Genomic DNA, 26,033 nt, shown 5'->3' with positions numbered 1-26,033 from the left:
CGTTACTGATAGAGCCGGCGTTTGGCAATGTACTGGACCACACCGTCGGGCACGAGGTACCAGACGGGCTCCCCGGCGGCCACCCGCGCCCGGCAGTCGGTGGACGAGATCGCCATCGCCGGCACCTGGACCAGGCTCACCGAGTCGGCCGGCAGGTGCCGGGCGGAGAGTTCGAAGCCCGGCCTGGTCACCCCGATGAAGTGGGCCAGCTCGAACATCTGGTCGGCGTCTTTCCAGGACAGGATCTTGTCCAGCGCGTCCGCGCCGGTGATGAAGAACAACTGCGCCTTCGGGCCGTACTCCTCGTGCAGGTCGCGGAGGGTGTCGACGGTGTAGGTCGGGCCGTCCCGGTCGATGTCGGCCCGGCTGACCTGGAAGCGGGGGTTCGAGGCGGTCGCTATCACCGTCATCAGGTAGCGGTCCTCGGGCGAGGAGACCGGCTCGTCGGCCTTCTGCCACGGGTGACCGGTGGGCACGAAGATGACCTCGTCGAGCCCGAACCGGTCGGCGACCTCGCTGGCCGCGACCAGGTGACCGTGATGGATCGGATCGAAGGTTCCGCCCATGATCCCGATTCGTCGGGTATCTTCCTCCACCTCTTGATCGTATGCCGGGACGGTCGGTCAACCGCCCCGGCATGACGCAGATCGCACCCGCTCGATCCCCCCAGCGGGGGTCCGGCGAGCCGGCCAGCGGCCGGCGGAGCCGTCAGAGCAGCCCGGCGGAACGGGACAGCAGCGCCCGACGCAGGTCGTCGGCCGCGTCGGTCACCACCCGGCGCAGCCCCGGCGTCAGGTCGTCGCGCTCGATCAGCGCCGCGGCCAGCTCCCGGGTACGCGGCGCGACGGCGTACTGGGGGAAGGCCAGCCTGGCCACCTGGTCGGCGGTCCAGGAGGTACGCAACCGCGCCGCCGCCGGCATCTCGGCGAAGTACCGCTCCAGATAGGACTCGGTCAGCGCCTCCTGCTCCGGCTGCCAGAACCCGCCCGCGTTCGCCTCGACCAACCGGTTCGACAGCGAGGTGTCGCTGACGATGATCTGCCAGGCCCGCTCCTTCGCGGCCGGATCCGGCAGCGCGGCCCGGCACCGGGCGGCCCGTTCCTCACCGGCCGCACTCCGGTCGGCGGCCAGTTCGGCGGCGACCTCCGCCTCCCCCGCCGCGCCGAGCACCACCAGCCGCCCGACCACCGCCCAGCGCAGGTCGGTGTCGACGGCGAGCCCCTCCGGCACGTTGTCACCGGCCAGCCAGCCGGCCAGCCGGGCCGCATCGGCGCTCGCGCCGATCAGGCCACGAGCGGCGGCGAGCTGCACCGAACCACCCGCCGGGGCGGTGCCGAGCAACCGGTCGCAGGCCTGGGCGACATAACCGAGGGCGGTCAGCCGGCGATCCGGATCGAGGTAACGGTCGATCAGCGTACGGGACAGTTTCAGCACGTCCTCGACCACGATCACCTCGGTCTCGCCGGGCAGCGCGGCGAGGATCAGGGTCACCAGGTCGGAGACCGGCCGCTCCCCGTCGGTCACCGCGTCGATGGTCGCGGTCCAGAGCACCGCACGGGCCAGGGAGTCGGTCAGGCCGGGCAGAACCTGCGGTACGGCCGCAGCCGACGCGTCGTCGAGGCGCACCTTGGCGAACGTCAGGTCACCGTCGTTGAGCAGGAGCACCGACGCGGCCGGTTGACCGGCCAGCTCGGCCAGGACGGTCCGTCCCTTGTCGACGGCCGGGTCCAGGTCGACCTCGATCCGGTCCCGTAGCACCGCCACCGGCCGGTCGGCGGAGTCCTCTGTGTCGTAGCGCCCCACCCCGATCCGGTGCGGGCGCAGCACCGGGTGCTCCGGAGGGGCCGTCTGCACCACCGCCACCTCGGTGTACGTGCCGTCCTCGGCCACGCTCACCTCGGCCCGCAGGGTGTTCACCTGCGGGCGGCGCAACCAGAGCTCGGCCCACTCGGACAGGTCCCGCCCGCTGGCCGTACCCATCGCGTCGAGCAGGTCGGCCAGGGTGGCGTTGCCGTACCGGTGGGCGGCGAAGTGCGCGTTCAGCCCGGCGAGGAATGCCTCGTCGCCGAGCCAGGCGACGAGCTGGCGCAGCACCGAGGCGCCCTTGGCGTACGAGATGCCGTCGAAGTTGAGCAGTCCGGCGGCGGCGTCGGGTACGTCCTCCGGGGCGACCGGGTGGGTGGACGGGCGCTGGTCGGCGGCGTACCCCCAGCCCTTGCGGCGCAGGCCGAACGTGGTCCAGGCGCCGGTGAACCGGGTCGCCTCGGCGGTCACCCTGGTCCCCAGGTACTCCGCGAACGACTCGTTCAGCCACAGGTCGTCCCACCAGCGCATGGTGACCAGGTCACCGAACCACATGTGCGCCATCTCGTGCGCGATCGTGGTGGCCCGCAGTTCCCGTTCGCTGTCGGTGACCGCCGACCGGAAGACGTAGTCGTCGCGGATCGTCACCAGGCCGGGGTTCTCCATCGCGCCGGCGTTGAACTCCGGCACGAACGCCTGGTCGTACTTGCCGAACGGGTAGCGGACGTCGAACAGCTCGTGGAACCGGTCCAGGCACTGCTTGGTCACGGTGAAGATCTCGTCGGCGTCCCGGTCCAGGTGCTCGGCCATCGACCGGCGGCAGAAGATGCCGAGCGGGATGCCGTCGTGCTCGTCGTACCGGGCGTGGTACGGCCCGGCGATCAGCGAGGTGAAGTACGTGGCCAGCGGGGCGGTCGGGGCGAACTCCCACCGGCCGCCGGTCGGCGGGTGCAGCGGGGCGCCGTTCGCGGCGACCAGCCAGTTCTCGGGCGCGGTCACGCTCAGCGTCACCGGTGCCTTCAGGTCGGGCTGGTCGAAGCTGGGGAAGATCCGGGGCCCCTCTTCGAGGAATGCCATGGCGTAGAGGTACGCCTCGCCGTCGGCCGGGTCGACAAAGCGGTGCAGCCCCTCGCCGGTGTTCGAGTACGCCATCTCCGCCTCGACGGTCAGCGTGTTCTCGGCCAGCAGCCCGGTCAGCACAAGACGGTCGTCGGCGAGCGTCGCCGGATCGATCGTCGTGTCGTTGAGCCGTACGCTGGTCAGTTGGGCCGGCTTGATATCGACGAAGGTGGTGCTGTCGGGGGTGGCCCGGAAGCGGATCGTGGTGACGGACCGGAAACCGGTGTCGCCGGCGGTCAGGTCAAGATCAATATGGTACGACTCGACGGTCAGCAGCGCGGCGCGCTCGGCCGCCTCGACCCTGGTAAGGCTCGGCATCCGCATATCCTGCAACATGAAGAGTGGAAAGGCTTTCCCATGACGGATCGCGCAGTGGAGGAATCGACGATGGCGCAGCACCCGAAGGGCGACTTCGACCTGTCCCGCGCGGTGTGGCAGCGGGCCGAGGGCGACACGTCCGAAGCGGCGGTGGAGGTCGCGTTCGTGGACGACCTGATCGGCATGCGCAGCTCCGCCGAACCCGACGGACCGGTGCTCGTGTTCACCCAGGCCGAGTGGGACGCGTTCGTGGCCGGCGCCCAGGACGGCGAGTTCGACCTGGAGTAGGAACGCCGTCACGGGTCATCCGGTCGGTCGTCCGGATGACCCGCCACGGGTGGCGGCCCGCCCGCACCGGCAGGCGGGTGGACGGCGCCGTCACGCGGGGCCCGGTGTCATCGCCCGTGCGATCACCGTCAGGTCGTCGCCACCGAACCCCCGGTCCACGGCCCGCCGCCACTGTGCCGCGAGACAACCGGCGACGGTGAACTCGGCCGGATCGACCGCGTCGAGCGCGAGCAGGAGGTCCTTGAGCGCCAGGGACAGGGTGAACTCGGGTGAGTAGTCGTCGCGGGCCATCCGGTGCAGCTTCGCCTCGGCCCACGGCGCCACGATCGGGTTGCCGACCAGCGCGGTCAGCACCGTCTCGGTGCCGATCCCGACCGCCTGCGCCATCGCGACCGACTCGGCCACCCCCTCGGCAAGGAACGCCAGCAGGATGTTGTTCACCAGTTTGAGCCGGGAACCCTGCCCCGCCGGGCCGACCCAGAGGGTCCGCTGGCCTAGCGCGTCGAACAGCGGTGCCACCCGGTCCCGCGCCTCGGTCGGCCCGGACGCGTAGATGGACAGCTTCCCTGCCTCGGCCGGTCCCCGACTGCCCGCCACCGGCGCGTCGACGAACACCACGTCCGGACGCTCCCGCCGCACCAGCGCGGCGAGCCGCTCGGTGCCGGCCACCCCGATCGTGCTCATCTGCGCCCAGATCGCCCCCGGCGGCAGTGCGGCGAGCGCGCCCTGGTCGACGACGATCGCGGTGACCGCGTCGATGTCGGTGACCATCGTGACCGCGATCGCCGCCCGGCCGGCCGCCTCGGCCGCGCTACCGGCCACCTGCGCGCCGAGATCGGACAGGGCCTCCGCCGACCGGGGTGTCCGGTTCCACACCACCGTCGGCAGGCCGGCCCGCAACGCGTTCGCCGCCATCCCCCGACCCATGCCACCGAGGCCGAGGAAAGCGACCGTCTGCTGCTGCGCCATGGCACCCCCCTCCGCCGCCCTTCCGGGCTCGCCTCCAGGCTGCGGCGCGACCCGGTCCGGCGGGCGGCCGTACGCGGGATCTGGGCGAACATCGGCCGGTCCTACCCGGACGGCTGACCCCACCCGCGCACCCGTGGGCGGCTGACCCCCCGCGCCCGTGCCGGAGTTGCTACCGCAGGGGCAGTTCGGTCGCCGTACCGTCGATCTCGGTCTGGATCCGGTTCAGGTGCGCGGTCAGGCAGATCAGCCAGACCTCCAGGTCGACCAGGTCCAGTGCCGAAGCCCGGGTGCCGCCGATCCGCAGCAGCGTACGCAACCGGACCGCCAGGTCGTCGGGTCCCGGAGGCGGCGACACCGACTTCGCCCGCCCGCCCCGCCCCAACTGGTCCGCGACATCCCCGTACGCGCCCCGCACCCGGTGGGCGAAGTCGTCCAACGGCCCCGCCACCTCGTCGCTCAACAGCGGGTACGGCGGCGGTCGCAGATCCCGCCGGGCCTGACCACCGCGCACCATCTCGTGTCCGGCGATCAGCACCGCGCTCCAGTCCACCCCCTCGTTGCGACGGGCCGGCTGCTCCGACTGGTACTGGATCATCGACGCCTCGGCGAGCACCATCGCCCGGTGCGCCCGGCCCAACTCCCCCCGGTCCGGTTGGCGGCCGGTGAGCACGTCGACCGTCTCCTCGGTCGACGACGCCGCCGCGTCCAGGTAGTTCGCCAGCGACCGGCGCAGTTCCCCACCCCCACCCCGCGGCCAGAGCAGGAGACCGGCCAGCACCCCGATCACCGCGCCGACCAGCACGTCCGTGAACCGGGCCTGCACGATCCGCAGGCTCGCCGGGCCGATCTGGGCGAACAGGGCGGTGAGCAGCAGGGTGACGAAGCCCTGCCCCCAGGCCAGCCCGAGCAGCGGGCCGACCGCGAAGGCCAGCACCATGGCCACCGGCAGGACTCCCCGGTACACCTCCGGCCGGTCGGTGACCAGCAGCAGCCCCGCACCGGCGGTGGCACCGAGCACGGTGCCGATCACCGCCGGCCGCAATGTCGTACGGGTGTCGGCGGCGGACGTACGCAACAGGGTCAGGGTGGCCAGCAGGACCCAGAAACCGTGGTCGAGGTTCAGGTAACCGGCCACCACCCGAGCCGCCGCCAGCGCCAGGGCGATCCGCGCCGCCCCCTGGAAGTGCACCGAACGCGGGGTCAGGTGCACCCGGTACCGCTGCCAGTAGAGCGCGAGCATCGGACGGCGGGCGTACTCGAAGGGGTGGTGTCGCTGGCCGGGCTGCGGTGGCACCCGCGTGATCGGCAGCCGGGCGACGATCCGGGCCGCGGTGTTCAGGATCGGCGCCTGTTCGACCACCCGCAGGACGATCGCGTCCAGCCACAACCGGCCCAGGCCCGGCTCCTGGAACGCCTCGCCGCGCGGGCGGGCCCAGATTTCCTCGATCAACCGGTGCAGCCGCAGCGGCTCCGCCTCGTCGTCCCGCCGCCCCTGCCCGACGAGGGTACGGCCGGCCGCCCGGATCTGGTCCGCCCCCTGACGCAGCAGCCAGTCCAGATCGCTGTCCGGGATTCCCGGCGCACCCGGCGGTGGCGGCGAGCCGACCGGGGCGGACGCTCCCGGCAGCGCCGCGTCGACGGCCAGCCGGTCGCCGAAGTCCAACGCCTCCCGTAACGCCACCGCGGCATCGCGCATCGCCCGGTCCCGACGGCCCGCCGACGTCGGTCGCTCGGTCGCCGGCAACTCCTCGAACGCCAACCGGTCCACCGCCCGACCCGCCCGGGCCTGCCGCCGGGAGGTCTCCGGCCCCGGATCGACCCGTCCGGACAGCGCGTCGGCGAGCACGTCGAGAAAGTCCGCGACGGCGTCCGCCGCGATGGCGAGCCGCTTCGGATAGGACACCGGGGTCACCCGGTCGGGCCAGAGCACCAACTCGGCGAGGATCAGCAGCAACGTACTCGCGGTGATCCCGCCCAGTCGCTCGCCCAGCGTGTCGGGCGCGTACGGGCCGAAGGAGGACAGGATGTAGAACAGTTGCAGCCCGGCCGCCACCCCGGCCAGGCGTGGCCCGCCGACACCGATGAAGGCGACCACGAATCCGACCACCACCATGCCGGCCGCCGCCGCCCAGATGCTGCCGGCCAGGAGGGTGCCGGCGACCACCAGCACCCAGGTCACCGGGAGGGCGGCGATCAGCACCCGGGCCCGCTCCCTCGGGGTGGCCGGCAACTGGCCGAGCACCCCGACGGCGAAGACGGTGAAGACCGAGTAGAGCGCCAGGGTGGTGCTGTCGACCAGGTAGATCCCGCTGTAGAAGACCAGGACACCGATGAGCGTCAGGCGTACGGCACGGCGGATGATCCGGTAGCCGGGGTCACGTCGACTCAACCAGGCCACGGCGGCGCGGCTGCCCACGGATCCCTCCGATGCTCGCCGACCCGATCAGCTCCTCACGATCGGAGAAACGATCACCCGGGCACGGCGTTACGGGGCATCCGGTCCGGCCACCCGCACGAGCGGTCCGGCCACCCGCACGGGTGATCCGATCGGGTGGGTTAAGCTGGCCGGGTGCGGATGACAACAAACGGCTGGCGGGCCCCCTGACGGGCGGCCACGCATCCGCGCACCCCGAGACAGCACCACGGCCGCCCCACCCGGGCGGCCGTTGACGTATGCGCACCCGGGACGGGCAGGTCGACGTACTCCCGAAGGAGCCCCCGATGACCGCGACCCCGACGATCACCCGGACCGTGCCGAAACGCCGGCTGACCGGCCTCAAACCCACCGGTTCACTGCACCTGGGCAACCTGCTCGGCGCGATCCGCCCGGTGGTCGACGCCCAGTACCGGGCCGAGACCATCGTCTTCCTCGCCGACCTGCACGCGCTCACCGTCGCCCACGAACCGGCCCGGGTACGCGAGCGGACCCTGGAACAGGCGACCATGCTGCTCGCCGCCGGGCTCGACCCGGACCGGGCCATCCTCTACGTCCAGTCCCAGTTGCCGGAGCACACCGAACTGCACTTCCTGCTCGAGTGCGCCACCGGTGTCGGCGAGGCCCAGCGGATGATCCAGTTCAAGGAGCAGTCCGCCGCCCAGCAACAGCACGTACGGCTGAGCCTGCTGACGTACCCGGTGCTGATGACGGCCGACATCCTGCTGCACGACGCCGAGGAGGTGCCGGTCGGCGAGGACCAGAGCCAGCATCTCGAACTCGCCCGGGACGTGGCGATCCGGTTCAACACCCGCTACGGGGAGACCTTCACCGTGCCGCGTGCCGTCCACCCGGAGGTGGCCACCAGGGTGATGGAGCTGAGCGACCCGACCGCCAAGATGGGCAAGACCACCAGCGCGGACGCGGGCACCATCTTCCTGCTCGACCCGCCCGAGGTGATCCGGCGCAAGGTGACCCGCGCGGTCACCGACTCGGGCCGGGGTGTCGCGTACGACCCGGAGAACCGGCCCGGCCTGGCGAACCTGTTGGAGATCCTCGCCGCCTGCGTGGACGCCCGCCCGGATGCTCTCGCCGACGAGTTCACCTCGTACAGCAAACTCAAGCGGGCGGTCGCGGAGGCGGTCGAGGCTCTGCTGCGACCGATCCAACTCCGTCACGCCGAGCTGACCCGCGACCCCGGTTACGTCCGGCGGGTGCTGGCGGAGGGCGCCGAACGGGCCCGCGACGGTGCCACCGACACCGTGCACCGGGCCAAGCGCGCGATCGGCCTGCTCACCTGAAGAGCAGCAACCCGGTGTACGGGCCCCCGTACACCGGGTCAAGCCGCAACCAAGATCCGTTTCTCGAAGCAGGCGCTGTACGGGTTGCCGACGTACCGGCCGTAGACCGGGATCTCGGTGTAGCCGGACGAGCGGTAGAGCGCCAACGCCGACGGCAGGTACGTCCCGGTCTCCAGGCGCAACACGGAGTGACCGGCCCAGAAGGCCAGGTCCTCCAGGGCGGCGAGGAGCTGCCGCCCCACACCACGCCTGCGGTGGGCCGGTCGGACGTACATCCGCCGGATCTCGGCGATGTCGGGATCGATGGACTGGATCGCCCCGCAGGCCACCGCACGCCCGTTGACCACGCCAACCAGGTGCCGTACGTCGTCGGGGGCGGGAAAGGAGTCGTCCACCGCGCCGACGCCGACCGGCCGGTTCGCCTCACGCAGCTCCCGCTGCTGTGCGGTGACCAGGGCGACGAGTTCCGGATCGGAGCATGGACGAGACTCGATCAACATCCACTCAGGGTAATCAGGCGGCATTTCGCCCAGGTTTCCCGAAAGTGGCGCCGATAGAGCGCGAATCCGTCTAGTCGGCGGTGCTGTCCCCGCCGCCGACGGTCACCGGCGCGTCGTCGAGGTTGGCGGCAGCCGCCGCGGCCAGCGCCGCCTGCGACTCCTCGTCCGAACGCACCCGCCGGGCCTTGCGCGCGGCCAACCGCTGGGAGGCCGACGGACGCGACGACTGGGTCTCCAGCCGGATGTCGGTGCCCCGGTTACCGGGCGTGAAGTCCGCACCGGCGTAGAGCGTCGGCTGCCAGTCGAACTCGCGTACGCCGATCCGAACCAGGCTGCCCGAGACGGCACCGGCCTTGGCCAGCTTCTCCTCGACGCCCAGCCGGGCCAGCCGGTCGGCGAGGAAGCCGACCGCCTCGTCGTTGTCGAAGTTCGTCTGCCGTACCCAGCGTTCCGGGCGCGGGCCGTGCACCACGAACGCCCCGTCCGAGGTGGCCTCGATGGTGAACCCGGCGTCGTCCACCGCTACCGGGCGGAGCACGATCCGGGTCGGTTCGAGCACCGGCGCCGCGGCGCGGGACTGCTCGACCAACTCCGCCATGGCGAAGGTCAGCTCCCGCAACCCGACCCGGGTCGCCGCCGACACCTCGAAGACCTGCAGACCCCGGGCCTCGATGTCGGCCCGGGTGATGTCGGCCAGGTCCTTCCCGTCGGGCACGTCCACCTTGTTCAGTACGACGATCCGGGGCTTGTCGGCCAGTCCGCCGTACTCGGCCAACTCGAGCTCGAGGGCGTCGATGTCGGCGAGCGGGTCCCGGCCCGGTTCCAGGGTCGCGGTGTCGACCACGTGTGCCAGCACCGAGCAGCGCTCGATGTGCCGCAGGAACTGCAGTCCGAGCCCCTTGCCGCTGGCCGCGCCCGGAATCAGCCCCGGTACGTCGGCGACGGTGAAGGTGTGGTTCTCCACCCGGACCACGCCGAGGTTCGGCACCAGGGTGGTGAACGGGTAGTCGGCGATCTTCGGCTTGGCGGCCGAGATCACCGAGATCAGCGAGGACTTGCCGGCCGAGGGGAAGCCGACCAGGCCGACGTCGGCGACGCTCTTGAGCTCCAGCACGACGTCCATCTCGTCGCCCGGCTCACCCAGCTCGGCGAAACCCGGAGCCTTGCGTCGGGCGTTGGCCAGCGACGCGTTGCCGCGTCCGCCGCGTCCGCCGCGGGCGACCTCGAAGGTGGTGCCGGCGCCGGTCATGTCGGCCAGTACCTCGCCGGTGGTGCTCAGCACCACGGTGCCGGCGGGCACCTTGAGGACCAGGTCGCCGCCGTTGGCGCCGTCACGGTTGGAACCGGCGCCGCCCTTGCCGTTGTCGGCCTTGATGTGCGGCCGGAAGTGGAAGTCGAGCAGGGTGTGCACCTGCGGGTCGACGACCAGCGACACGCTGCCGCCGTGGCCGCCGTTGCCGCCGTCCGGGCCACCGAACGGCTTGAACTTCTCCCGGTGGATCGAGACGCAGCCGTGCCCGCCGTCGCCGGCCCGCAGATGCAGGACGACCCGGTCAACGAAGGTAATCACGACGCCAATCCTCTCCGCGGGGCCCATCCCCGCGACAACCACCGACCCGCGACATCGGCCCGGTCTCGTACCACGCCTGAACAAGCCTGCCACGGAACGCGTCGATCGGCTCGTGACGCGACATCGAGGCGCGACGCGACATCGGCTACGCGTGACGCGGCATCGGCCCGTGACGCAAACAGCGAAGCGGGCCGGGACACTCAGGTCCGCGGCCCGCTTCGCCGATTGGAGAAGCTAACTACTGTGCCGCCGGCACGATGCTGATGACCTTGCGGCCACGCTTGGTGCCGAACTGGACCGCACCCGGGGCGAGGGCGAAGAGCGTGTCGTCGCCGCCGCGCCCGACCAGGTCGCCGGGGTGGAACTTGGTGCCGCGCTGCCGGATCAGGATCGTCCCGGCGCTGACCACCTGGCCACCGAACCGCTTGACACCGAGCCGCTGCGCCTGGGAGTCGCGACCATTGCGCGAGCTGGACGCACCCTTTTTGTGAGCCATCTGAGGACGACCTAACTTTCCGCTGGACTCTTACCCTGCCGCCGACTGCTTACTTACCGTTGGAGATTCCGGTCACCTTGACCTGGGTCAGCGGCTGACGGTGCCCCTGACGCTTGTGGTAACCGGTCTTGTTCTTGAACTTGTGGATCCGGATCTTCGGGCCCTTGGTGTGGGCGGCGATCTCGCCGGAAACCGCGACCTTGGCGAGCTTGGCCGCGTCGGTCACCAGGTCGGTGCCGTCGACGAGAAGCACCGCGGAGAGCGTCACCGCGTCGCCAGGCTCACCGACGAGCTTCTCGACCTCGATCACGTCGCCCTCGGCGACCTTGTACTGCTTGCCGCCGGTCTTGACGATCGCGTACATCGGAGGCGGACTCCCTGTCGTTGAGGCGTTGGGATGCTGTTCGCGGCTGCTCACCTCGGCCGCACGAATGCGGGGGCGGGCACGCGAGAGCTTGGCGCCAAAGGTGCGCCGCAGGCTAGCGTACGCCATGGGGTGTCGGGCGCCCAAACCGGGCCCCGACGGCTCAGCTCTGGCAGAGCTGGCCGATGCGCTCGTTCAGCGACTCGAGCTTGATCTCGTCGATCGAGTTCGCCTCGGGCTTCATCGTACTGACCTGGGTCGCCAGCTCGCCGAGGGTGCTCTTCAGCGTGGCGTCGGTGGCCTTCGTGGCGTGCCCGCGCAGCGCGGCCGTCCAGTCGGCCAGCCCCTTCTCCGCCCGACCCCGGGCAGCCGTCGCCGCGGCGGTGTCGCCGTCGCTGGTCGCCTGCATCACCGTCACCATCTCGGTGATGAAGGCCGTACCCAGGTCGGTGTTGGTCTTCAGGGCCGCCGCGCAGACCTCCTTGGCGTTGCCGCCGGCCGGGGGCAACGCCGGCGGCGGTGGCGCCGGGACACCGGGCCCACCGGTGGCACCGCCGGGTGCCTCGCTCGAACGGGCCGGGGGCATGCCACTGGCACCGGGAGAGGCACCGGCGCCGGGCTCCGCGGAACCCGAGACGGTCGGAGCGGCCGTACCCGACGGGGCCTGCCCCTCCGACTTCGGACGCTCGGCGGCGCAGCCGGAGCCGATCAGCAGGACGGCGGTGAGGGCGGCGGTGGTGATGACGGCGGCCGGCAGCGGGCGTCGCATCTGATCTCCTCGCGAGGGGGTGCGGATGGTAAAAGGCCCCTTCCAGTCGCATTTTGGCCTGGAAGGGGCCTTCTCAGCGCTCGGCCCCTAGTGCACCGCACCGGCGCGTCGTACGCAACCGGTGCGGAGCACAAGATCGATCAGATCGGCGCCCGACGTCGATCGGGTGGGGGTCAGGGACGGGTACGCCGCCGCGTGCCACCGCGACGCGACCGCCGCCGGCCACCGGCACCACCCTCGGTCGGCTCGCCGTCCTCGTCGAGCTCTCCGCTCTCGCCCAACGCGTCCGGGTCGTCCGCACCGGCCAACCGGGCGGACCCGGTCGAGCCGGCGTCGGTGTCGTCCGGCGCCTCGGTCGTGTCGACCTCGTAACGCGACAGGTCGTACCCCATGGTGTCGATCTCGTCGGAGTCGGCGATCTCGACCGCAACCCGCTCCGGTGCCGCACTCTTGCGGGCCCGGGTACGCCGGCTGACCGCCGGTGCCGCCTCGGTCGCCGGAGCGGCCGACGCGGCGGTGGTGCTCGGTACGGTCGCCGAGGCGACCGCCTTCACCCGGTCGCCGCCGCCGTTCGCGCTGGCCTGGGGACGCTTCTCCGGCACCGGCTCGGTGTGGATGATCACGCCACGGCCCTTGCAGCAGTCACAGGTCTCGCTGAACGCCTCCAGCAGCCCGGCACCGATCCGCTTACGGGTCATCTGCACCAGACCCAGCGAGGTGATCTCGGTGACCTGGTGCTTGGTCCGGTCCCGGCCGAGGCACTCGGTGAGCCGGCGCAGCACCAGCTCACGGTTGGACTCCAGCACCATGTCGATGAAGTCGATCACGACGATGCCGCCGAGGTCCCGCAACCGGAGCTGGCGGACGATCTCCTCGGCCGCTTCCAGGTTGTTCCGGGTGACCGTCTCCTCGAGGTTGCCGCCGGCACCGGTGTACTTGCCGGTGTTGACGTCGACGACGGTCATCGCCTCGGTCCGGTCGATCACCAGGTGACCACCGGAGGGCAGGTAGACCTTGCGGTCCAGGCCCTTGAGGATCTGCTCGTCGATCCGCCGCTCCACGAAGACGTCGCCCGTACCGGTGTGCCGGTGCAACCGGGCCACCAGGTCCGGCGAGACGTGCGCCAGGTACGACTCGACCTGGCTGTACGCCTCGTCGCCCTGCACCAACAGCTCTTGGAAGTCCTCGTTGAACAGGTCGCGGACCACCCGGATGACCAGGTCGGGCTCCTCGTAGAGCGGAGCAGGAGCACCGCCCTCGGCGGCCCGGGCCTGGATGTCCTCCCACTGCGCCTGCAACCGCTTGACGTCGCGGGCGAGTTCGTCCTCGCTGGCGCCCTCGGCGGCGGTCCGGACGATCACGCCCGCGCCGTCCGGGACCAGCTTCTTGAGTACGTCGCGCAACCGCTTGCGCTCGTTGTCCGGCAGCTTGCGGCTGATCCCGGAGGCGTTGCCGTTCGGTACGTAGACCAGGTGCCGACCGGAGAGGGCGATGTGGCTGGTCAGCCGCGCGCCCTTGTGACCGATCGGGTCTTTGGTCACCTGGACCAGCACGGAGTCGCCGGAGCGCAGCGCGTGCTCGATCGAGCGGGCCCGTCCCTCCAGGCCGCTCATGTCCCAGTTGACCTCACCGGCGTACAGGACGGCGTTGCGGCCGCGCCCGACGTCGACGAACGCCGCCTCCATGCTGGGCAGGACGTTCTGCACCTTGCCCAGGTAGACGTTGCCGGCCATGGTGCCGGAGGTGGCCCGGGTGACGTAGTGCTCGACCAGCACCCCGTCCTCGAGCACGGCGATCTGGGTACGGTCGCCGCGCTGACGGACCACCATCACCCGGTCGACCGCCTCGCGGCGGGCCAGGAACTCCGACTCGCTCAGGATCGGCGGCCGGGTACGGCGCTGCTCGCGCCCATCGCGCCGGCGCTGCCGCTTCGCCTCCAGCCGGGTCGACCCGGAGACACCCTGCACCTCGTCGGAGGTCCGGCGGGGCTCACGGATCTTGACGACGGTGTGTACGCCGTCGTCGGCGCTCGCACCACCCTCGGGGCTGTCCCCGGCGCCCTTGCGGCGGCGGCGACGGCGACGACGGGTCAGCCCGTCGCCCCCCTCGGTGTCGTCGTCCTCGTCGTCTTCCGCCTCGGCCTCGGCGTCGGCCTGCGCCGGTTCCTCGGTTTCCTCGTCTTCGAGCTCGTCGGTCGGGCCCTTGCCCCGGCCCCGACCCCGACGTCCGCGACGGCGACGGCGGCGGCCACCGGCCTCGTCGTCCTCGTCCTCGTCGTCCTCGTCCAGGTCGACCGGCTCCGACTCACCGTCGGTGGCGGCGTCGGTGGCGGGTTCGACCAGGTCGACGACCTGCTCGGTCGGCTCACCGGTACGGCGCCCGCGCCGCCTGCGACGGGAGGTCTCGACCGGCTCGGCCTCGATCTCCTCGGCCATGATCTCGTTGTCGGTGGGCGCGACGACCGGCTCGATCAGCACCGCCGGTGGCGGAGTGGTCGGCCGCGACGGCGGGATCTCCGGCTCGGGGGCCATGAACAGCACGGTGGGGGCGGAGAGGGCGGCGCGACGACGACGGGTGCGCGGCACCTCCTCCTCGGCCGGCTCGGCGAGGTCGGGGCCGCTCGGTGCGGTCTCGGCGGTCGGCGGTACGGCGACACCCGGCGGCACCTGCTCCGCGTCGGTGGCGGGGGCGGCCTGCTCGGCTGCGGGCGGGGCGACCGGCGGCGTCACCGCGGTCACCTCGGGCTCGGCGGGGATGTTCTCGGCCTCGACCGCCGCCGGTACGGCCTTGCGCCGCCGGGTACGGGTGACCTTGACCGGCGGGGTGGGCTCGGGCTCTTCGGCCGGGGTGGGGCTGTCGACCGGTGCGGTGCCCGTGAGCTGGGTGGAGTCTCCGCCGGAGGCGGTCAGTTCGGGGTCGGCCTCGCCGCCCGCGCCGAGTTCACCGACAACCGCCGGCGGTTCGTCCCGCTTGTCGGCGGTGGTCGCCTTTCGACGTCGCCGGGTGACTTTCGGCGCCGGCTCGGTGTCTCCGGCGACCGGGGCGAAGACCTCGGCCTGCGGTGCCTCGTCGGAGCCGGTACGGGCCTCGCCCGGTGCCTCCACCGGAGCGCCGCCCTCCGTCGTCTCGGCGGTGGCCGACGGCGTTCGCCGCCTGGTGGTACGGGTGCGCCGCACGGGCGTGGTGTCGTTGGTCTCGGCGGGGTCACCGGCCGGCTGGGAGCCGGTCCGTTCGCCGCCCTCGGGCTCGTTGTCGAGCATTGGACGTTCTCCAGTTCTGGCTGCCCCGGGCGCGGGTGAGCGCTGCCACGCAGGGTTGCCGCAAAGGTGTTTCCGGCAGCGCGTCCAGGTGCACGACTACCGAAGTCTGGCTAACACTTGAGCGCTGGCCGGAATCGATCAGCGTTCACCGATGGTTGCCCCGTCGCGGTCCGCCTCCAACGGATCCGCGATCGCCCCGTGCGCGGTCAAACTGCCCTGCGCCAGCCGGGTAGCCCTTGGCGGCACCGGCGGCTCCAGGTCGGCCACCACGCGGAGGCCGGAAAGGACGTCATCGGGTCGTACGGACGGAGTGACCTGCCGTATGACTAGGTCGAGTATCGCACACGGTACGCCCGCGACCTCGGAAGGTGCCCCAGTCTGGTCGATCACATCGAGCCTGCTGACTGCGTCCCGGGCGTCGAACGTACGCCGGCCCTGCTTGGTCAGGCGCTCGACCAGTACCTCGGACGAGGCCCGGAACTTCTCCACCGCCTGCCGTGCCACGTCGGGCCCGATCCCCGGCAACTCGATCCGCCAGTGCGAGGCGTCGATCCGGTCGGCCAGGCTGCCGCCGTGCGCGACCACCACCTCGATCACGTCGAGTCCGGGCGACAGGGAGGCGTCGAGGGCGACCCGCAGTGCCTCCGGGTCGACCTCGGCCTGCAGCCCGACCTCCAGGTACTCCGCCTCGCTCGCGGTACCGGTGGGTGCCGCGCTGGCGTACGAGATCTTGGGGTGTGGGGTGAAGCCCTGGGAGAAGGCCACCGGTACGCCGGCACGGCGCAGGGCCCGCTCGAACGCGCGGGCGAAGTCGCGGTGCGAGGTGAACCGGAGCGGCCCGCGCTTGGCGTACCTGATCCGGATCCGCTGTACGACCGGCGCCTGACCACCCTCTGGCTGGTTTTTCTTGCTGATCGTGGTGCTCCTCGGTGTGGCGGCCGAGCGGGCGTGGCCCGTCCGGCTCGGATGGGTACGGCCTGCGGCGGCCGGCGGCAGCCCTGGTCAGGCGCCGGCCGGCGCTCGCAGCCCGGAGTTGAGCGGGGTGAGCGGCAGCAGTTTCTTGCCGGTCGGCCCGATCTGGATCTCGGTGTCCATTGAGGGACAGACGCCGCAGTCGAAACACGGGGTCCACCGGCAGTCATCCTGCTCGAACTCGGACATCGAGTCCTGCCAGTCCTGCCAGAGCCAGTCCTTGTCCAGGCCGGAGTCGAGGTGGTCCCAGGGCAGGACCTCCAGCTCCTCGCGCTGGCGGGTGGTGTACCAGTCCAGGTCGACACCGAAGGTCGGCAGGACCTCGGCGGCGGCGGTCACCCAGCGCTGGTAGGAGAAGTGCTCGCTCCAGCCGTCGAACCGGCCGCCGCCCTCCCAGACGCGGCGGATCACCGCGCCGACCCGGCGGTCACCACGGGAGAGCAGCCCTTCGATCAGCGACGGCTCGCCGTCGTGATAGCGGTAGCTGATCGCCCGGCCCAGCGACCGGTCGGAGTTGATCGCCTGCTTGAGGAGCCGGAGGCGGTTGTCGATGACCTCCGGCGTCTCCATCTTCGCCCACTGGAACGGGGTGTGCGGCTTGGGTACGAAACCGCCGATGGAGACGGTGCAGCGGATGTCCTTCGACCCCGTCGCCGCCCGCCCGGCCTTGATCACCTCGTGCGCGAGCCGGGCGATCTGGAGTACGTCCTCGTCGGTCTCGCTCGGCAGCCCGCACATGAAGTAGAGCTTCACTTGCCGCCACCCGTTGGTGTACGCGGTGACCACGGTGCGGATCAGGTCCTCCTCCGACACCATCTTGTTGATCACCTTGCGGATCCGCTCCGAGCCGCCCTCGGGTGCGAAGGTCAGCCCGGTGCGACGGCCGTTGCGGGACAGCTCCTGGGCCAGGTCGATGTTGAACGCGTCGACCCGGGTGGAGGGCAGCGAGAGCGAGACGTTGGTGCCGGCGTACTGCTCGGCCAGGCCGGAGCACATGTCGCCGATCTCGGAGTGGTCGGCCGAGGAGAGCGAGAGCAGACCGACCTCGGAGAAGCCGGAGAACTCCAGCCCGTCCCGGACCATCTGCCCGACCGTGGTGATCGACCGCTCGCGTACCGGGCGGGTGATCATGCCGGCCTGGCAGAACCGGCAACCCCGGGTGCAACCCCGAAAGATCTCCACCGCGTACCGCTCGTGCACCGTTTCGGCGAGCGGGACCAGGGGCTTCTTCGGGTACGGCCACGCGTCGAGGTCCATCGTCGTGCGCTTGTGTACCCGGAACGGCACGTCCGCCCGGTTCGGCACGACCCGCTGGATCCGGCCGTCGGGCAGGTAGTCGACGTCGTAGAACTTCGGTACGTAGACGCTCTCGGTCCGGGCGAGCCGCAGCAGCAGCTCGTCGCGCCCGCCCGGAGATCCTTCGTTCTTCCACTGCCGCACGATCGCGGTGATCTCGAGTACGGCTTCCTCACCGTCGCCGAGGACCGCCGCGTCGATGAAGTCGGCGATCGGCTCCGGGTTGAACGCGGCGTGCCCACCGGCCACGATCACCGGGTCGTTGTCGGTCCGGTCGGCGGCGAGCATCGGCATGCCGGCGAGGTCGATCGCGGTGAGCAGGTTGGTGTAGCCCAGTTCGGTGCTGAACGAGATGCCGAACAGGTCGAAGGTGCCGACCGGCCGGTGCGCCTCGACGGTGAACTGCGGCACCCGGTGCTCGCGCATCAATGCCTCGAGGTCGGGCCAGACCGCGTACGTCCGCTCGGCGAGCACGTCGGGCTGCTCGTTGAGCACCTCGTAGAGGATCTGCACGCCCTGGTTGGGCAGCCCCACCTCGTACGCGTCCGGATACATCAGCGCCCAGCGTACGGTCGCCGACTCCCACTCCTTGACAACCGCCCCCAGTTCGCCGCCCACGTACTGGATGGGCTTGCTCACCTTCGGCAACAGTGGCTCGAGCTGCGGCCAGATGCTGTTGCTGTGGCCGGTCGTGGTCGTCGGGACGCTCATGACCGCCAAGGGTACGCGGCGCGCCCGGCCGACCGGTTGCCATATGCCCGGCGGGCCGCGTAAGTCGCCGAAGCGCGTGGAGGTTGATGCCCCGGTGGCCGTCGATGCCGCAGTGGCCCGCCGCTACTACCCTCGTACGGGCGCGCGAGAGGAGCACAACCCGATGCCGGAGCCACAGCCGGAAGTCACCCCACCGGCAGGCCAGTCCCGACCGTCCGAGCCATCGGTCCCCGCCCCGAAACCGGAGCGGCGGCCCGCCGAGCCGACCGCCACCGCGGACCCGGAGCCACCGACCGGCCCGGACACCCGCCCGACCGGGACACCAACAGCCGACGCCCCCACGGACCAGCCACCGACAGAGGCGGGGACCCCGAAAACGTCGCCGGACACGCCCCCGACAAAGGTGGAGACCCCCGAAGCCTCGCCGGACACACCTCCGACCAGGGCTGAGACCCCGGAAGCGCCAGCCACGCCCCCGACGAAGGTCCGGGAGACGACAGCATCCGCTACGGACGAGCCGGTGACCGAGCCGGCGCCGCCGCGCTGGACCGGATCGGCGGCGGTTCCTCCACCGGCGCCGAAGAAACGCCGTTCCCTGGGCGGCGGGAATCGGGGCGTGCCGGCCCCCCGCAACCCGACCCTGCGGTTACCGGCCGTCGAACCGGACCACCGCGACCAGGGCCATCCGGGGCAGGGTCACCACGGTCAGGGACAGCACGACCAGGGTGGCCACGGGCACAGCCACCACGGTCAGGAGATCCCGGACCGGGACACCCCGGTCGACCCGTGGGCGGCGGCGGATCCGGAGCCGTGGGCGGCACACGTGGCGTCGATCTCGCCGGCAGAGCCGTACCAGCCGGTCTCGCCGGCAGAGCCGTACCAGCCGGTCTCGCCGGCAGAGCCGTACCAGCCGGTCTCGCCGGCGGAGCCGTACCGACCGACGGCGGGGGGCGAGCCGTACCGGGCCGGGGCGCCGGCGCAGGCGTACCCGCCGGTTTCGCCGCATCCGCCGGTGCGTCCGTACCCCGCGACCCGGCCGTTCTCGGCGGGCCCGCCGCCGGCCCCGCCGGCCGCCGTTCCCCCGCCGCCGCCTCCTCCCCCGCCGGCCCGGTCCGGTCGGCCGCCGGCCCCGGCACCCGTCCCGGTGGCCAAGGTGCCGGCGAGGGCCCGGCGCGGACGCCGCGACGATCCGCCGCCCGGCCGGGGCCCCACCGCCGCGCCGCCGCCGGGATGGCAGGCGCCGCCCGGGTACGTGGCGGTGACCGGTCGGCGCCGGCGGCGCTGGCCGAGGGTGATGCTGGTGCTGTCGCTGCTCGGCGTTGCCTGCTGCTGCGGGGTGCCGGGCTGGTACGCCAAGCCGATGTGGGAGCAGTACCCGGTCACCGCCACCCTGCCGGCCGAGGTGTTCGACCTGCACAAGCGGGAGGACAGGGCCAGCGAGCAGCTCACCGACCAGCTCAGGGAGCAGATGGCCACGAGTGATCTGTTCGGCGACACCTTCGCCGGGGTCTACACCGACCCGAACGAGAAGGTCGTCACCATCTTCGGCAGCACGGGCTTCCGGTGGAACCCGGAACAGGATCTCGACGCCGCGATGGCGCAACTCGGCAACGAGTACGCGCTGAGCGATGTCCAGCCGATCGACACCGGGGTACGGGGCGAGTTCCAGCGCTGCGGCGTCGGTCAGGCCGGACGCAGTGACGTCGTGATCTGCTCCTGGGCCGACCACGGCAGCCTCGGCACTGTCCTGTTCACCCAACTGTCGGTACAGGACAGTGCGGACCTGCTGGCCCGACTCCGGACCGAGATCATCCGTCACGAATGACCATACTTCATGTGACCGGAGACACAGCTGATCCACGGGCGGGCTACGGGTGAACACAGCCACGCCGGGCAGAATCGGGTCATGTCGCGGCGCTGGATCTTCGCAGACCAACTCGGGCCGCACTTCCTCGACGACCACGACCAGCAGGTACTCCTGATCGAGTCGAAAGCGGTGTTCCGCCGCCGCGCGTTCCACCGGCAGAAGGCCCACCTGATCCTGTCCGCGCTCCGGCACCGGGCCGCCGAGCTTGGCGACCAGGCAACCTATGTACGGGCGGAGACGTACCGGGATGGCCTGCGGCAGGTCCCCGAACCGGTCGAGGTCTGCCACCCGACCTCGCGTCGAGCCCGTGACCTGGTGCGGTCCCTGGAGCGGGTGACCGTGCTGCCGCCTCGCGGTTTTGTCACCAGCACCACCGACTTCACCGCCTGGGCCGACGACCGGCGGGGTGCGATGCGGCTGGACGACTTCTACCGCCACGCCCGCCGCCAGCACCGGGTGCTGCTCGACGGCGACGATCCGGTCGGGGGCCGGTGGAGCCTCGACGCCGACAACCGGCAGCCGCCGCCGAAGGAGTCCGAACCCCTCGACGTCCCCCCACCGCCGCTGCCGGAGGAGGACGACATCGACGCGGAGGTCCGGTACGACCTGGACCGGTGGGCGGCGGAGGGCATCCGGTTCGTGGGCCGGGACGGGCCCCGGCTGTTCCCCGCCACCCGGGCCGAGGCGACCGACCGGCTGCGGCACTTCCTGCGGCACCGGCTACCGAGTTTCGGGCCGTACGAGAACGCGATGCTCGGCACCGACCCGTTCATGGCGCACAGCCTGCTCTCGCCGTCGCTCAACCTCGGTCTGCTCGATCCGATGGAGGCGATCCGGGGCGCCGAGCAGGCCTACCGGGAGCAGGACGCGCCGCTATCCAGTGTGGAGGCATTCGTCCGTCAGCTTCTCGGCTGGCGGGACTTCGTCTGGCACCTCTACTGGTACTTCGACGCCGGCCACCGTGGGGGCGACCGGGTCGGCGCCCGCAGATCGCTGCCGGCGTGGTTCGGCAATCTCGACGCCGACGCGGTCCAGGCCCGCTGCCTCGCCGACGTCCTGGCCGGGGTACGGGACCGGGGCTGGGTCCATCACGTCCCCCGACTCATGGTTCTCGCCAACTACGCGTTGCAGCGCGGGTGGCGCCCGTCGGAGGTGGTCGACTGGTTCCAGCGGTCGTTCGTCGACGGCCACGAGTGGGTGCTGACCGCCAACGTCGTCGGCATGAACCCGTACGCCGACCTCGGCCAGTTGAGCACCAAGCCGTACGTGGGCGGCGGGGCGTACGTCAACAGGATGAGCGACTACTGCGGGGGCTGCCGGTACGACCCGAAGCAGCACCTCGGCGAGAACGCCTGCCCGTACACCGCCGGGCACTGGGTCTTCCTCGACCGCAACCGGGAACGCCTGCCCAGCAGTCCCCGGTTGGTACGCACCCTGCGCCAACTCGACCGGCTCGACGACGTACCCGCGATCCGGGACCAGGAGAAGGAACGCGGGTCGCAGGCACCGTGACCCGGAGCCGGTTCGGCACCGGGCCGGATCGTGGTCAGCCGTCGGTGGGGTCGGAGGTCGGGCTCACCCGCGCCGGGGCGTACCGAGGCACGTACTCCTGGCCGGTGAGCCGTTGGATCTCGGCCATCAGCTCGTCGGTGACCTCGCGCAGCGTGGTGCGGTCGTCCTGCCGTCCGCTCACGTCGATCGGCTTGCCGAAACGCACCACGACGCCGCGGGCGTTGGGCCGGGGCACCCGGACACCGATGGGCTGGACCCGGTCGGTCCCGATCATGCCGACCGGGATGATCGGCACCCCGGCCGCCATCGCCAGCCGGGCCGTGCCGGTACGCCCCCGGTAGAGGCGCCCGTCGGGCGACCGGGTGCCCTCGGGATAGATCGCGACCAGTTCGCCGCCGCGCAGCACCGGGATCGCCCCGTCGAAGGCCGAGAGGGCGGCCCGTCCGCCACCGCGTTCGACCCGGATCGCGCCCAGCCCGCCGATCACCGACCGGCTCAGCCAGCCCCGGAACCCGGTCCCGGTGAAGTACTCCGCCTTGGCCCAGAAGGAGATGTGCCGGGGCACCACCGAGCCGAGGAAAAGCTCGTCGGCAACCGAGAGGTGGTTGCCCGCGATGATCGCGCCGCCACTGGTCGGTACGTTCTCCAGCCCCTCGACCGTCGGCCGCCACACCAGGTTCATCGCGGTACCGACGGTGACTTTGCCGACGGTGTAGAGCAGCGGCACGCGGCCTCCCCTGGTCAGCGCCGGGCCCACCGGTCGCGACGGCCCTCGCCGCCGCACCGATGGTAGGCCAGAGTCGCTCCGACTTCAGCATCGCCAGCGTTCCATCTCACCGACCGCCGGCCAACCCCCTCCACGACCACCGCCATCGACGCCTCGCCCGGCTGCCGGGCGCGGTCGGACGGTGGTCGAGGAGGGCCCCTCCCCACCCGGAACGCGATGAGAAGGGGCCCTTCCCTTCGCTCAGGCGCGTTGGACGGTCACCGCGACCGGCTCGCCCTCGCCGACCTCGCCGGTGAAGGCGCCCGGCAGTTCGCCGGTGGTCGCGTTGACCGTGATCAGATCGGCGAGCACCTCGGTCGCGACGAAGTCGTGGTACGCCTCGACCGCCGCCGCCACCTCCGGGGACGCCGACAGGGCCACCCCGATCCGGTCCGACACGTCCAGGTCGGCCGCCCGACGGGCCTGCTGCACCACCCGTACGACGTCCCGGGCCAGTCCCTCGGCGGCGAGTTCGGCGGTGACCGTGGTGTCCAGCACCACCACCCCCTCGCCACCCGGCAACGGTGCCGAGTGCTCGACGTCGGCGGCGACCAGGCGCAGCTCGTACTCGCCCTCCTGGAGGGTGACCCCGGCGGCGACCGGGGCACCGTCGACCAGCGACCAGTCACCCGCCTTGACCGCCTTGATCACCGTCTGGACCTGCCCGCCGATGCGCGGCCCGAGTGCCCGGGGCACCACCGTCAGGACCTGCTCGCAGTAGCCGGCCAGTTCGGTGGTGAACAGGACCGTCTTGACGTTGACCTCGTCGGCGATCAGGTCGGCGAACGGTTCCAGGGCGTTCGCGTTCGAGCTGGCCACGGTCAGCGACGACAGCGGCAGGCGTACCCGCAGCCCCTTCGCCTTGCGCAGCGACAGCGCCACCGAGCAGACCGTACGGGCGTTGTCCATCGCGCTGACCAGGTCGTGGTCGGCCGGGAACTCGGCCGCGTCCGGCCAGTCGGTCAGGTGCACCGAGCGTTCACCGGTCAACCCCCGCCAGATCTCCTCGGCGGTCAGCGGCGCCAGCGGTGCGACCACCCGGCAGAGCGTCTCCAGCACGGTGTAGAGGGTGTCGAACGCCTGCCGGTCGCCGGACCAGAACCGGTCCCGGGAACGGCGGACGTACCAGTTGGTGAGCGCGTCGAGGAACGACCGCACGGTGGCACAGGCGCCCGAGATGTCGTACTCGTCGAGCTGGGTCTGCACGGTGCCGACCAGCTCACCCGCCTTCGCCAGCACATACCGGTCCAGCAGACTGACCGCTGATTCCGGTTCAACTCGCTTCGCCTCGTAGCCGTCGGCGTTGGCGTAGAGGGAGAAGAAGTACCAGACGTTCCAGAGCGGCAGCAGCACCTGACGTACGGCGTCCCGGATCCCGACCTCGGTCACCGGCATGTCACCGCCGCGCAGCACCGGCGAGGACATCAGCATCCAGCGCATCGCATCCGACCCGTACGAGTCGAAGACGCCGTAGACGTCCGGGTAGTTGTTCAGGCTCTTGGACATCTTGCGCCCGTCGGCGCCCTGCAGGATGCCGTGCGCCAGGCAGTTACGGAACGCGGGCCGGTCGAACAGCGCCGTGGCCAGTACGTGCATGGTGTAGAACCAGCCGCGGGTCTGGCCGATGTACTCGACGATGAAGTCGCCCGGGTAGTGGTCCTCGAACCAGTCCCGGTTCTCGAACGGGTAGTGCACCTGGGCGAACGGCATCGACCCGGACTCGAACCAGCAGTCCAGGACCTCCGGCACCCGGCGCATCGTCGACTTGCCGGTCGGGTCGTCCGGGTTCGGGCGTACCAGGTCGTCGACCACCGGCCGGTGCAGGTCGGTGATCCGTACGCCGAAGTCCCGCTCGATCTCGTCCAGCGAGCCGTAGACGTCGACCCGGGGGTAGTTCGGGTCGTCGGACTTCCAGACCGGGATCGGCGACCCCCAGAACCGGTTACGGCTGATCGACCAGTCGCGGGCGTTCGCCAGCCACTTGCCGAACGACCCGTCCTTGACGTGCCCCGGCGTCCAGTTGATCTCCTGGTTCAGCTCGACCATCCGGTCCCGGAAGCGGGTCACCTCCACGAACCAGGACGACACCGCCTTGTAGATCAGCGGGGTGTCGCAGCGCCAGCAGTGCGGGTACGAGTGGGTGTACGTGTCCTGCCGCAGCACCACCCCCCGGTCCTTCAGCTCCCGGATCACCGGCTTGTTGACGTCGAAGACCTGCTCGCCCTGGTACGTCGGCACGAGCGCGGTGAACCGGGCGTGGTCGTCCACGGTGACGATGGTCGGGATGCCGGCGGCGTTGCAGGCGTTCTGGTCGTCCTCACCGAACGCCGGGGCGAGGTGGACCACACCGGTGCCGTCCTCGGTGGTGACGAACTCCGCCCCGAGCACCTGGAACGCGTTCGGTCCGGCGGGCTCGACCAGGAAGTCGTACAGCGGGGTGTAGCGGCGTCCGACCAGGTCACGGCCGTACACCGTGCCGACCTGGGTGTACCCCTCCAACTCCTTGGCATACGCACCGACGCGCGCGGCACCGACGATGTACCGCTGGCCGTCGCGCTCGAGTACGGCGTACTCGATGTCCGGGCCGACGGCGAGCGCCAGGTTCGACGGGAGGGTCCACGGGGTGGTGGTCCAGACGCCGATCTTCTCGCCGGGCTGGCCGTCGGCGGTCGGGTCGAGCTGGAACCAGACGGTCAGCGTCGGGTCGTGCCGCTCCCGGTAGACGTCGTCCATCCGGGTCTCGGTGTTCGACAGCGGCGTCTCGCAGCGCATGCAGTACGCCAGGACCCGGAAGCCCTCGTAGATCAGGCCCTTCTTGTGCAGGGTCTGGAAGGCCCACATGACGCTTTCCATGTAGTCCAGGTCGAGGGTCTTGTAGTCGTTGCCGAAGTCGACCCAGCGGGCCTGCCGGTTGACGTACCGCTCCCAGTCCTGGGTGTACTGCAGCACCGACGTACGGCAGACGTCGTTGAACTTCGCCACCCCGAGGTCGATGATCTCGGCCTTGGTGGTGATGCCGAGCTGCCGTTCGGCGACCACCTCGGCGGGCAGGCCGTGGGTGTCCCAGCCGAACCGCCGCTCGACCCGCCGGCCGCGCATGGTCTGGTAGCGCGGGACCACGTCCTTGACGTAGCCGGTGAAGAGGTGGCCGTAGTGCGGCAGGCCGTTGGCGAACGGCGGGCCGTCGTAGAAGACGTACTCGTTGGCGCCGTTGTCGCCGGCCGGTCGCTGCTCGACGCTCGCCTCGAACGTCTTGTCCGAGGTCCAGTGCTCCAGCACGCGGCGCTCGACCGCGGGCAGGTCGGGGCTCGCCGGTACGCCCGTGCTGTCGGACGCGTGCTTGGGATACGCCATCGGGGGTCGCTCTCCTCGGTGCAGCTCACTGTCAGTGGACTGCGAGGACGAGCCCGAAACGGTACGCCGGACAGCCGACGCGCCGCGGGACCCGCGGTACCACCCCGCTTGACGGTCAGGATCGACCGCCCGCTCGTTCGTCGGCTGTGACGGGCCGGCCCCGTCCGGTTCTACTCCGCCGGCACCCCTCACGGGATCCCACCGTTTCTTCCGGAGGCTCCCCGGTGATAGCCAGATCATCGCCTGTCCCCCCACCCTACCCGCCCCACCCCCAACCCCGCCCCCGACTAACCCCACCTCCACCCACCCCCAGGGCGTTGATCATGAAGTTAGCAACACGGAACGATGATCGAACCGTCGCTAA

At 71.3% G+C, this 26,033-nt stretch carries 19 protein-coding genes; 4 read left to right on the top strand and 15 right to left on the bottom strand.

What is annotated here, in order from left to right:
• Positions 1–2 precede the first annotated feature (2 nt).
• Together nadD and pepN are read right to left on the bottom strand one after the other, a co-directional pair.
• Positions 3–596, bottom strand: coding sequence for a nicotinate-nucleotide adenylyltransferase (gene nadD, locus OIE47_RS21005; RefSeq protein ID WP_326556244.1), 594 nt, complete (start codon positions 594–596; stop codon positions 3–5).
• A gap of 112 nt (positions 597–708) precedes the next feature.
• A complete protein-coding gene (gene pepN / locus OIE47_RS21000; protein ID WP_326556243.1) occupies positions 709–3,240 on the bottom strand; it encodes an aminopeptidase N in 2,532 nt (843 codons plus the stop codon).
• A 69-nt stretch (positions 3,241–3,309) separates the two neighbouring features.
• On the opposite strand from pepN, the gene OIE47_RS20995 reads away from it, so the two are divergent.
• The gene (locus OIE47_RS20995; protein ID WP_326556242.1) at positions 3,310–3,528 is read left to right on the top strand and encodes a DUF397 domain-containing protein; all 219 of its coding nucleotides are present in this window, start codon (positions 3,310–3,312) and stop codon (positions 3,526–3,528) included.
• Positions 3,529–3,618: 90 nt separating this feature from the next.
• Here the strand turns inward: OIE47_RS20995 and OIE47_RS20990 are convergent, their stop codons facing one another.
• Both OIE47_RS20990 and OIE47_RS20985 read right to left on the bottom strand, forming a co-directional pair.
• Entirely contained in the window at positions 3,619–4,497 is an 879-nt protein-coding gene (locus tag OIE47_RS20990) for an NAD(P)-dependent oxidoreductase (protein WP_326556241.1), read from the bottom strand.
• A 169-nt stretch (positions 4,498–4,666) separates the two neighbouring features.
• Entirely contained in the window at positions 4,667–6,913 is a 2,247-nt protein-coding gene (locus tag OIE47_RS20985) for an FUSC family protein (RefSeq protein WP_326556240.1), read from the bottom strand.
• Positions 6,914–7,218: 305 nt separating this feature from the next.
• Here OIE47_RS20985 and trpS point away from each other — a divergent pair, with 305 nt between their 5' ends.
• Entirely contained in the window at positions 7,219–8,232 is a 1,014-nt protein-coding gene (gene trpS, locus OIE47_RS20980) for a tryptophan--tRNA ligase (protein WP_326556239.1), read from the top strand.
• A 38-nt stretch (positions 8,233–8,270) separates the two neighbouring features.
• Here the strand turns inward: trpS and OIE47_RS20975 are convergent, their stop codons facing one another.
• The 9 genes from OIE47_RS20975 to OIE47_RS20935 all read right to left on the bottom strand — a co-directional run bounded on the left by OIE47_RS20975 (position 8,271) and on the right by OIE47_RS20935 (position 19,553).
• Complete coding sequence (locus OIE47_RS20975; protein ID WP_326556238.1) at positions 8,271–8,732, bottom strand: GNAT family N-acetyltransferase; 462 nt, start codon at positions 8,730–8,732, stop codon at positions 8,271–8,273.
• A 70-nt stretch (positions 8,733–8,802) separates the two neighbouring features.
• The gene (obgE, locus tag OIE47_RS20970) at positions 8,803–10,302 is read right to left on the bottom strand and encodes a GTPase ObgE (RefSeq protein ID WP_326556237.1); all 1,500 of its coding nucleotides are present in this window, start codon (positions 10,300–10,302) and stop codon (positions 8,803–8,805) included.
• A 238-nt stretch (positions 10,303–10,540) separates the two neighbouring features.
• The gene (rpmA, locus tag OIE47_RS20965; RefSeq protein ID WP_326556236.1) at positions 10,541–10,798 is read right to left on the bottom strand and encodes a 50S ribosomal protein L27; all 258 of its coding nucleotides are present in this window, start codon (positions 10,796–10,798) and stop codon (positions 10,541–10,543) included.
• Between the two features lie 49 nt (positions 10,799–10,847).
• Positions 10,848–11,162 carry a 50S ribosomal protein L21 gene (rplU, locus tag OIE47_RS20960; protein ID WP_326556235.1) on the bottom strand — a complete coding sequence of 105 codons (315 nt, stop codon included), beginning with the start codon at positions 11,160–11,162 and terminating at the stop codon, positions 10,848–10,850.
• Positions 11,163–11,325: 163 nt separating this feature from the next.
• The gene (locus OIE47_RS20955) at positions 11,326–11,931 is read right to left on the bottom strand and encodes a hypothetical protein (RefSeq protein WP_326556234.1); all 606 of its coding nucleotides are present in this window, start codon (positions 11,929–11,931) and stop codon (positions 11,326–11,328) included.
• Positions 11,932–12,104: 173 nt separating this feature from the next.
• Entirely contained in the window at positions 12,105–15,191 is a 3,087-nt protein-coding gene (locus OIE47_RS20950) for an Rne/Rng family ribonuclease (RefSeq protein WP_326556233.1), read from the bottom strand.
• Positions 15,192–15,329: 138 nt separating this feature from the next.
• Positions 15,330–16,049: a TIGR03936 family radical SAM-associated protein gene (locus OIE47_RS20945; RefSeq protein WP_326563185.1), complete on the bottom strand. Its 720-nt coding sequence runs from the start codon at positions 16,047–16,049 to the stop codon at positions 15,330–15,332.
• A gap of 144 nt (positions 16,050–16,193) precedes the next feature.
• The gene (locus OIE47_RS20940; protein ID WP_326556232.1) at positions 16,194–18,170 is read right to left on the bottom strand and encodes a TIGR03960 family B12-binding radical SAM protein; all 1,977 of its coding nucleotides are present in this window, start codon (positions 18,168–18,170) and stop codon (positions 16,194–16,196) included.
• A 750-nt stretch (positions 18,171–18,920) separates the two neighbouring features.
• Positions 18,921–19,553: a hypothetical protein gene (locus OIE47_RS20935; RefSeq protein WP_326556231.1), complete on the bottom strand. Its 633-nt coding sequence runs from the start codon at positions 19,551–19,553 to the stop codon at positions 18,921–18,923.
• Here OIE47_RS20935 and OIE47_RS20930 point away from each other — a divergent pair.
• Both OIE47_RS20930 and OIE47_RS20925 read left to right on the top strand, forming a co-directional pair.
• Positions 19,531–19,995 (top strand): hypothetical protein, encoded by a 465-nt coding sequence (locus OIE47_RS20930; protein ID WP_326556230.1) that lies wholly within the window; start codon positions 19,531–19,533, stop codon positions 19,993–19,995. The genes OIE47_RS20935 and OIE47_RS20930 overlap by 23 nt on opposite strands.
• Positions 19,996–20,076: 81 nt before the next feature.
• Positions 20,077–21,549 carry a cryptochrome/photolyase family protein gene (locus tag OIE47_RS20925; RefSeq protein ID WP_326556229.1) on the top strand — a complete coding sequence of 491 codons (1,473 nt, stop codon included), beginning with the start codon at positions 20,077–20,079 and terminating at the stop codon, positions 21,547–21,549.
• A 34-nt stretch (positions 21,550–21,583) separates the two neighbouring features.
• On the opposite strand, the gene OIE47_RS20920 is transcribed toward OIE47_RS20925, so the two are convergent.
• Positions 21,584–22,276, bottom strand: coding sequence for a lysophospholipid acyltransferase family protein (locus tag OIE47_RS20920; RefSeq protein ID WP_326556228.1), 693 nt, complete (start codon positions 22,274–22,276; stop codon positions 21,584–21,586).
• 240 nt (positions 22,277–22,516) lie between these two features.
• Positions 22,517–25,669, bottom strand: a complete 3,153-nt coding sequence (gene ileS, locus OIE47_RS20915; RefSeq protein ID WP_326556227.1) for an isoleucine--tRNA ligase — start codon at positions 25,667–25,669, stop codon at positions 22,517–22,519.
• Between the last annotated feature and the right edge of the window lie 364 nt (positions 25,670–26,033).

Source organism: Micromonospora sp. NBC_01796 (assembly GCF_035917455.1).
Lineage (GTDB): Bacteria > Actinomycetota > Actinomycetes > Mycobacteriales > Micromonosporaceae > Micromonospora_G.
Note: the sequence above shows the minus strand (reverse complement) of the source record. Positions and strands in the feature narration are given on the sequence as shown.

Coding starts and splice junctions, on each gene's coding strand:
- pepN (WP_326556243.1), bottom strand. CDS start 3,240: ATGCCGAGCCTTACCAGGGTCGAGGCGGCCGAGCGCGCCGCGCTGCTG.
- OIE47_RS20925 (WP_326556229.1), top strand. CDS start 20,077: ATGTCGCGGCGCTGGATCTTCGCAGACCAACTCGGGCCGCACTTCCTC.
- ileS (WP_326556227.1), bottom strand. CDS start 25,669: ATGGCGTATCCCAAGCACGCGTCCGACAGCACGGGCGTACCGGCGAGC.
- rplU (WP_326556235.1), bottom strand. CDS start 11,162: ATGTACGCGATCGTCAAGACCGGCGGCAAGCAGTACAAGGTCGCCGAG.
- OIE47_RS20995 (WP_326556242.1), top strand. CDS start 3,310: ATGGCGCAGCACCCGAAGGGCGACTTCGACCTGTCCCGCGCGGTGTGG.
- trpS (WP_326556239.1), top strand. CDS start 7,219: ATGACCGCGACCCCGACGATCACCCGGACCGTGCCGAAACGCCGGCTG.
- OIE47_RS20990 (WP_326556241.1), bottom strand. CDS start 4,497: ATGGCGCAGCAGCAGACGGTCGCTTTCCTCGGCCTCGGTGGCATGGGT.
- OIE47_RS20940 (WP_326556232.1), bottom strand. CDS start 18,170: ATGAGCGTCCCGACGACCACGACCGGCCACAGCAACAGCATCTGGCCG.
- OIE47_RS20930 (WP_326556230.1), top strand. CDS start 19,531: ATGTGGGAGCAGTACCCGGTCACCGCCACCCTGCCGGCCGAGGTGTTC.
- rpmA (WP_326556236.1), bottom strand. CDS start 10,798: ATGGCTCACAAAAAGGGTGCGTCCAGCTCGCGCAATGGTCGCGACTCC.
- OIE47_RS20955 (WP_326556234.1), bottom strand. CDS start 11,931: ATGCGACGCCCGCTGCCGGCCGCCGTCATCACCACCGCCGCCCTCACC.
- OIE47_RS20950 (WP_326556233.1), bottom strand. CDS start 15,191: ATGCTCGACAACGAGCCCGAGGGCGGCGAACGGACCGGCTCCCAGCCG.
- OIE47_RS20975 (WP_326556238.1), bottom strand. CDS start 8,732: ATGTTGATCGAGTCTCGTCCATGCTCCGATCCGGAACTCGTCGCCCTG.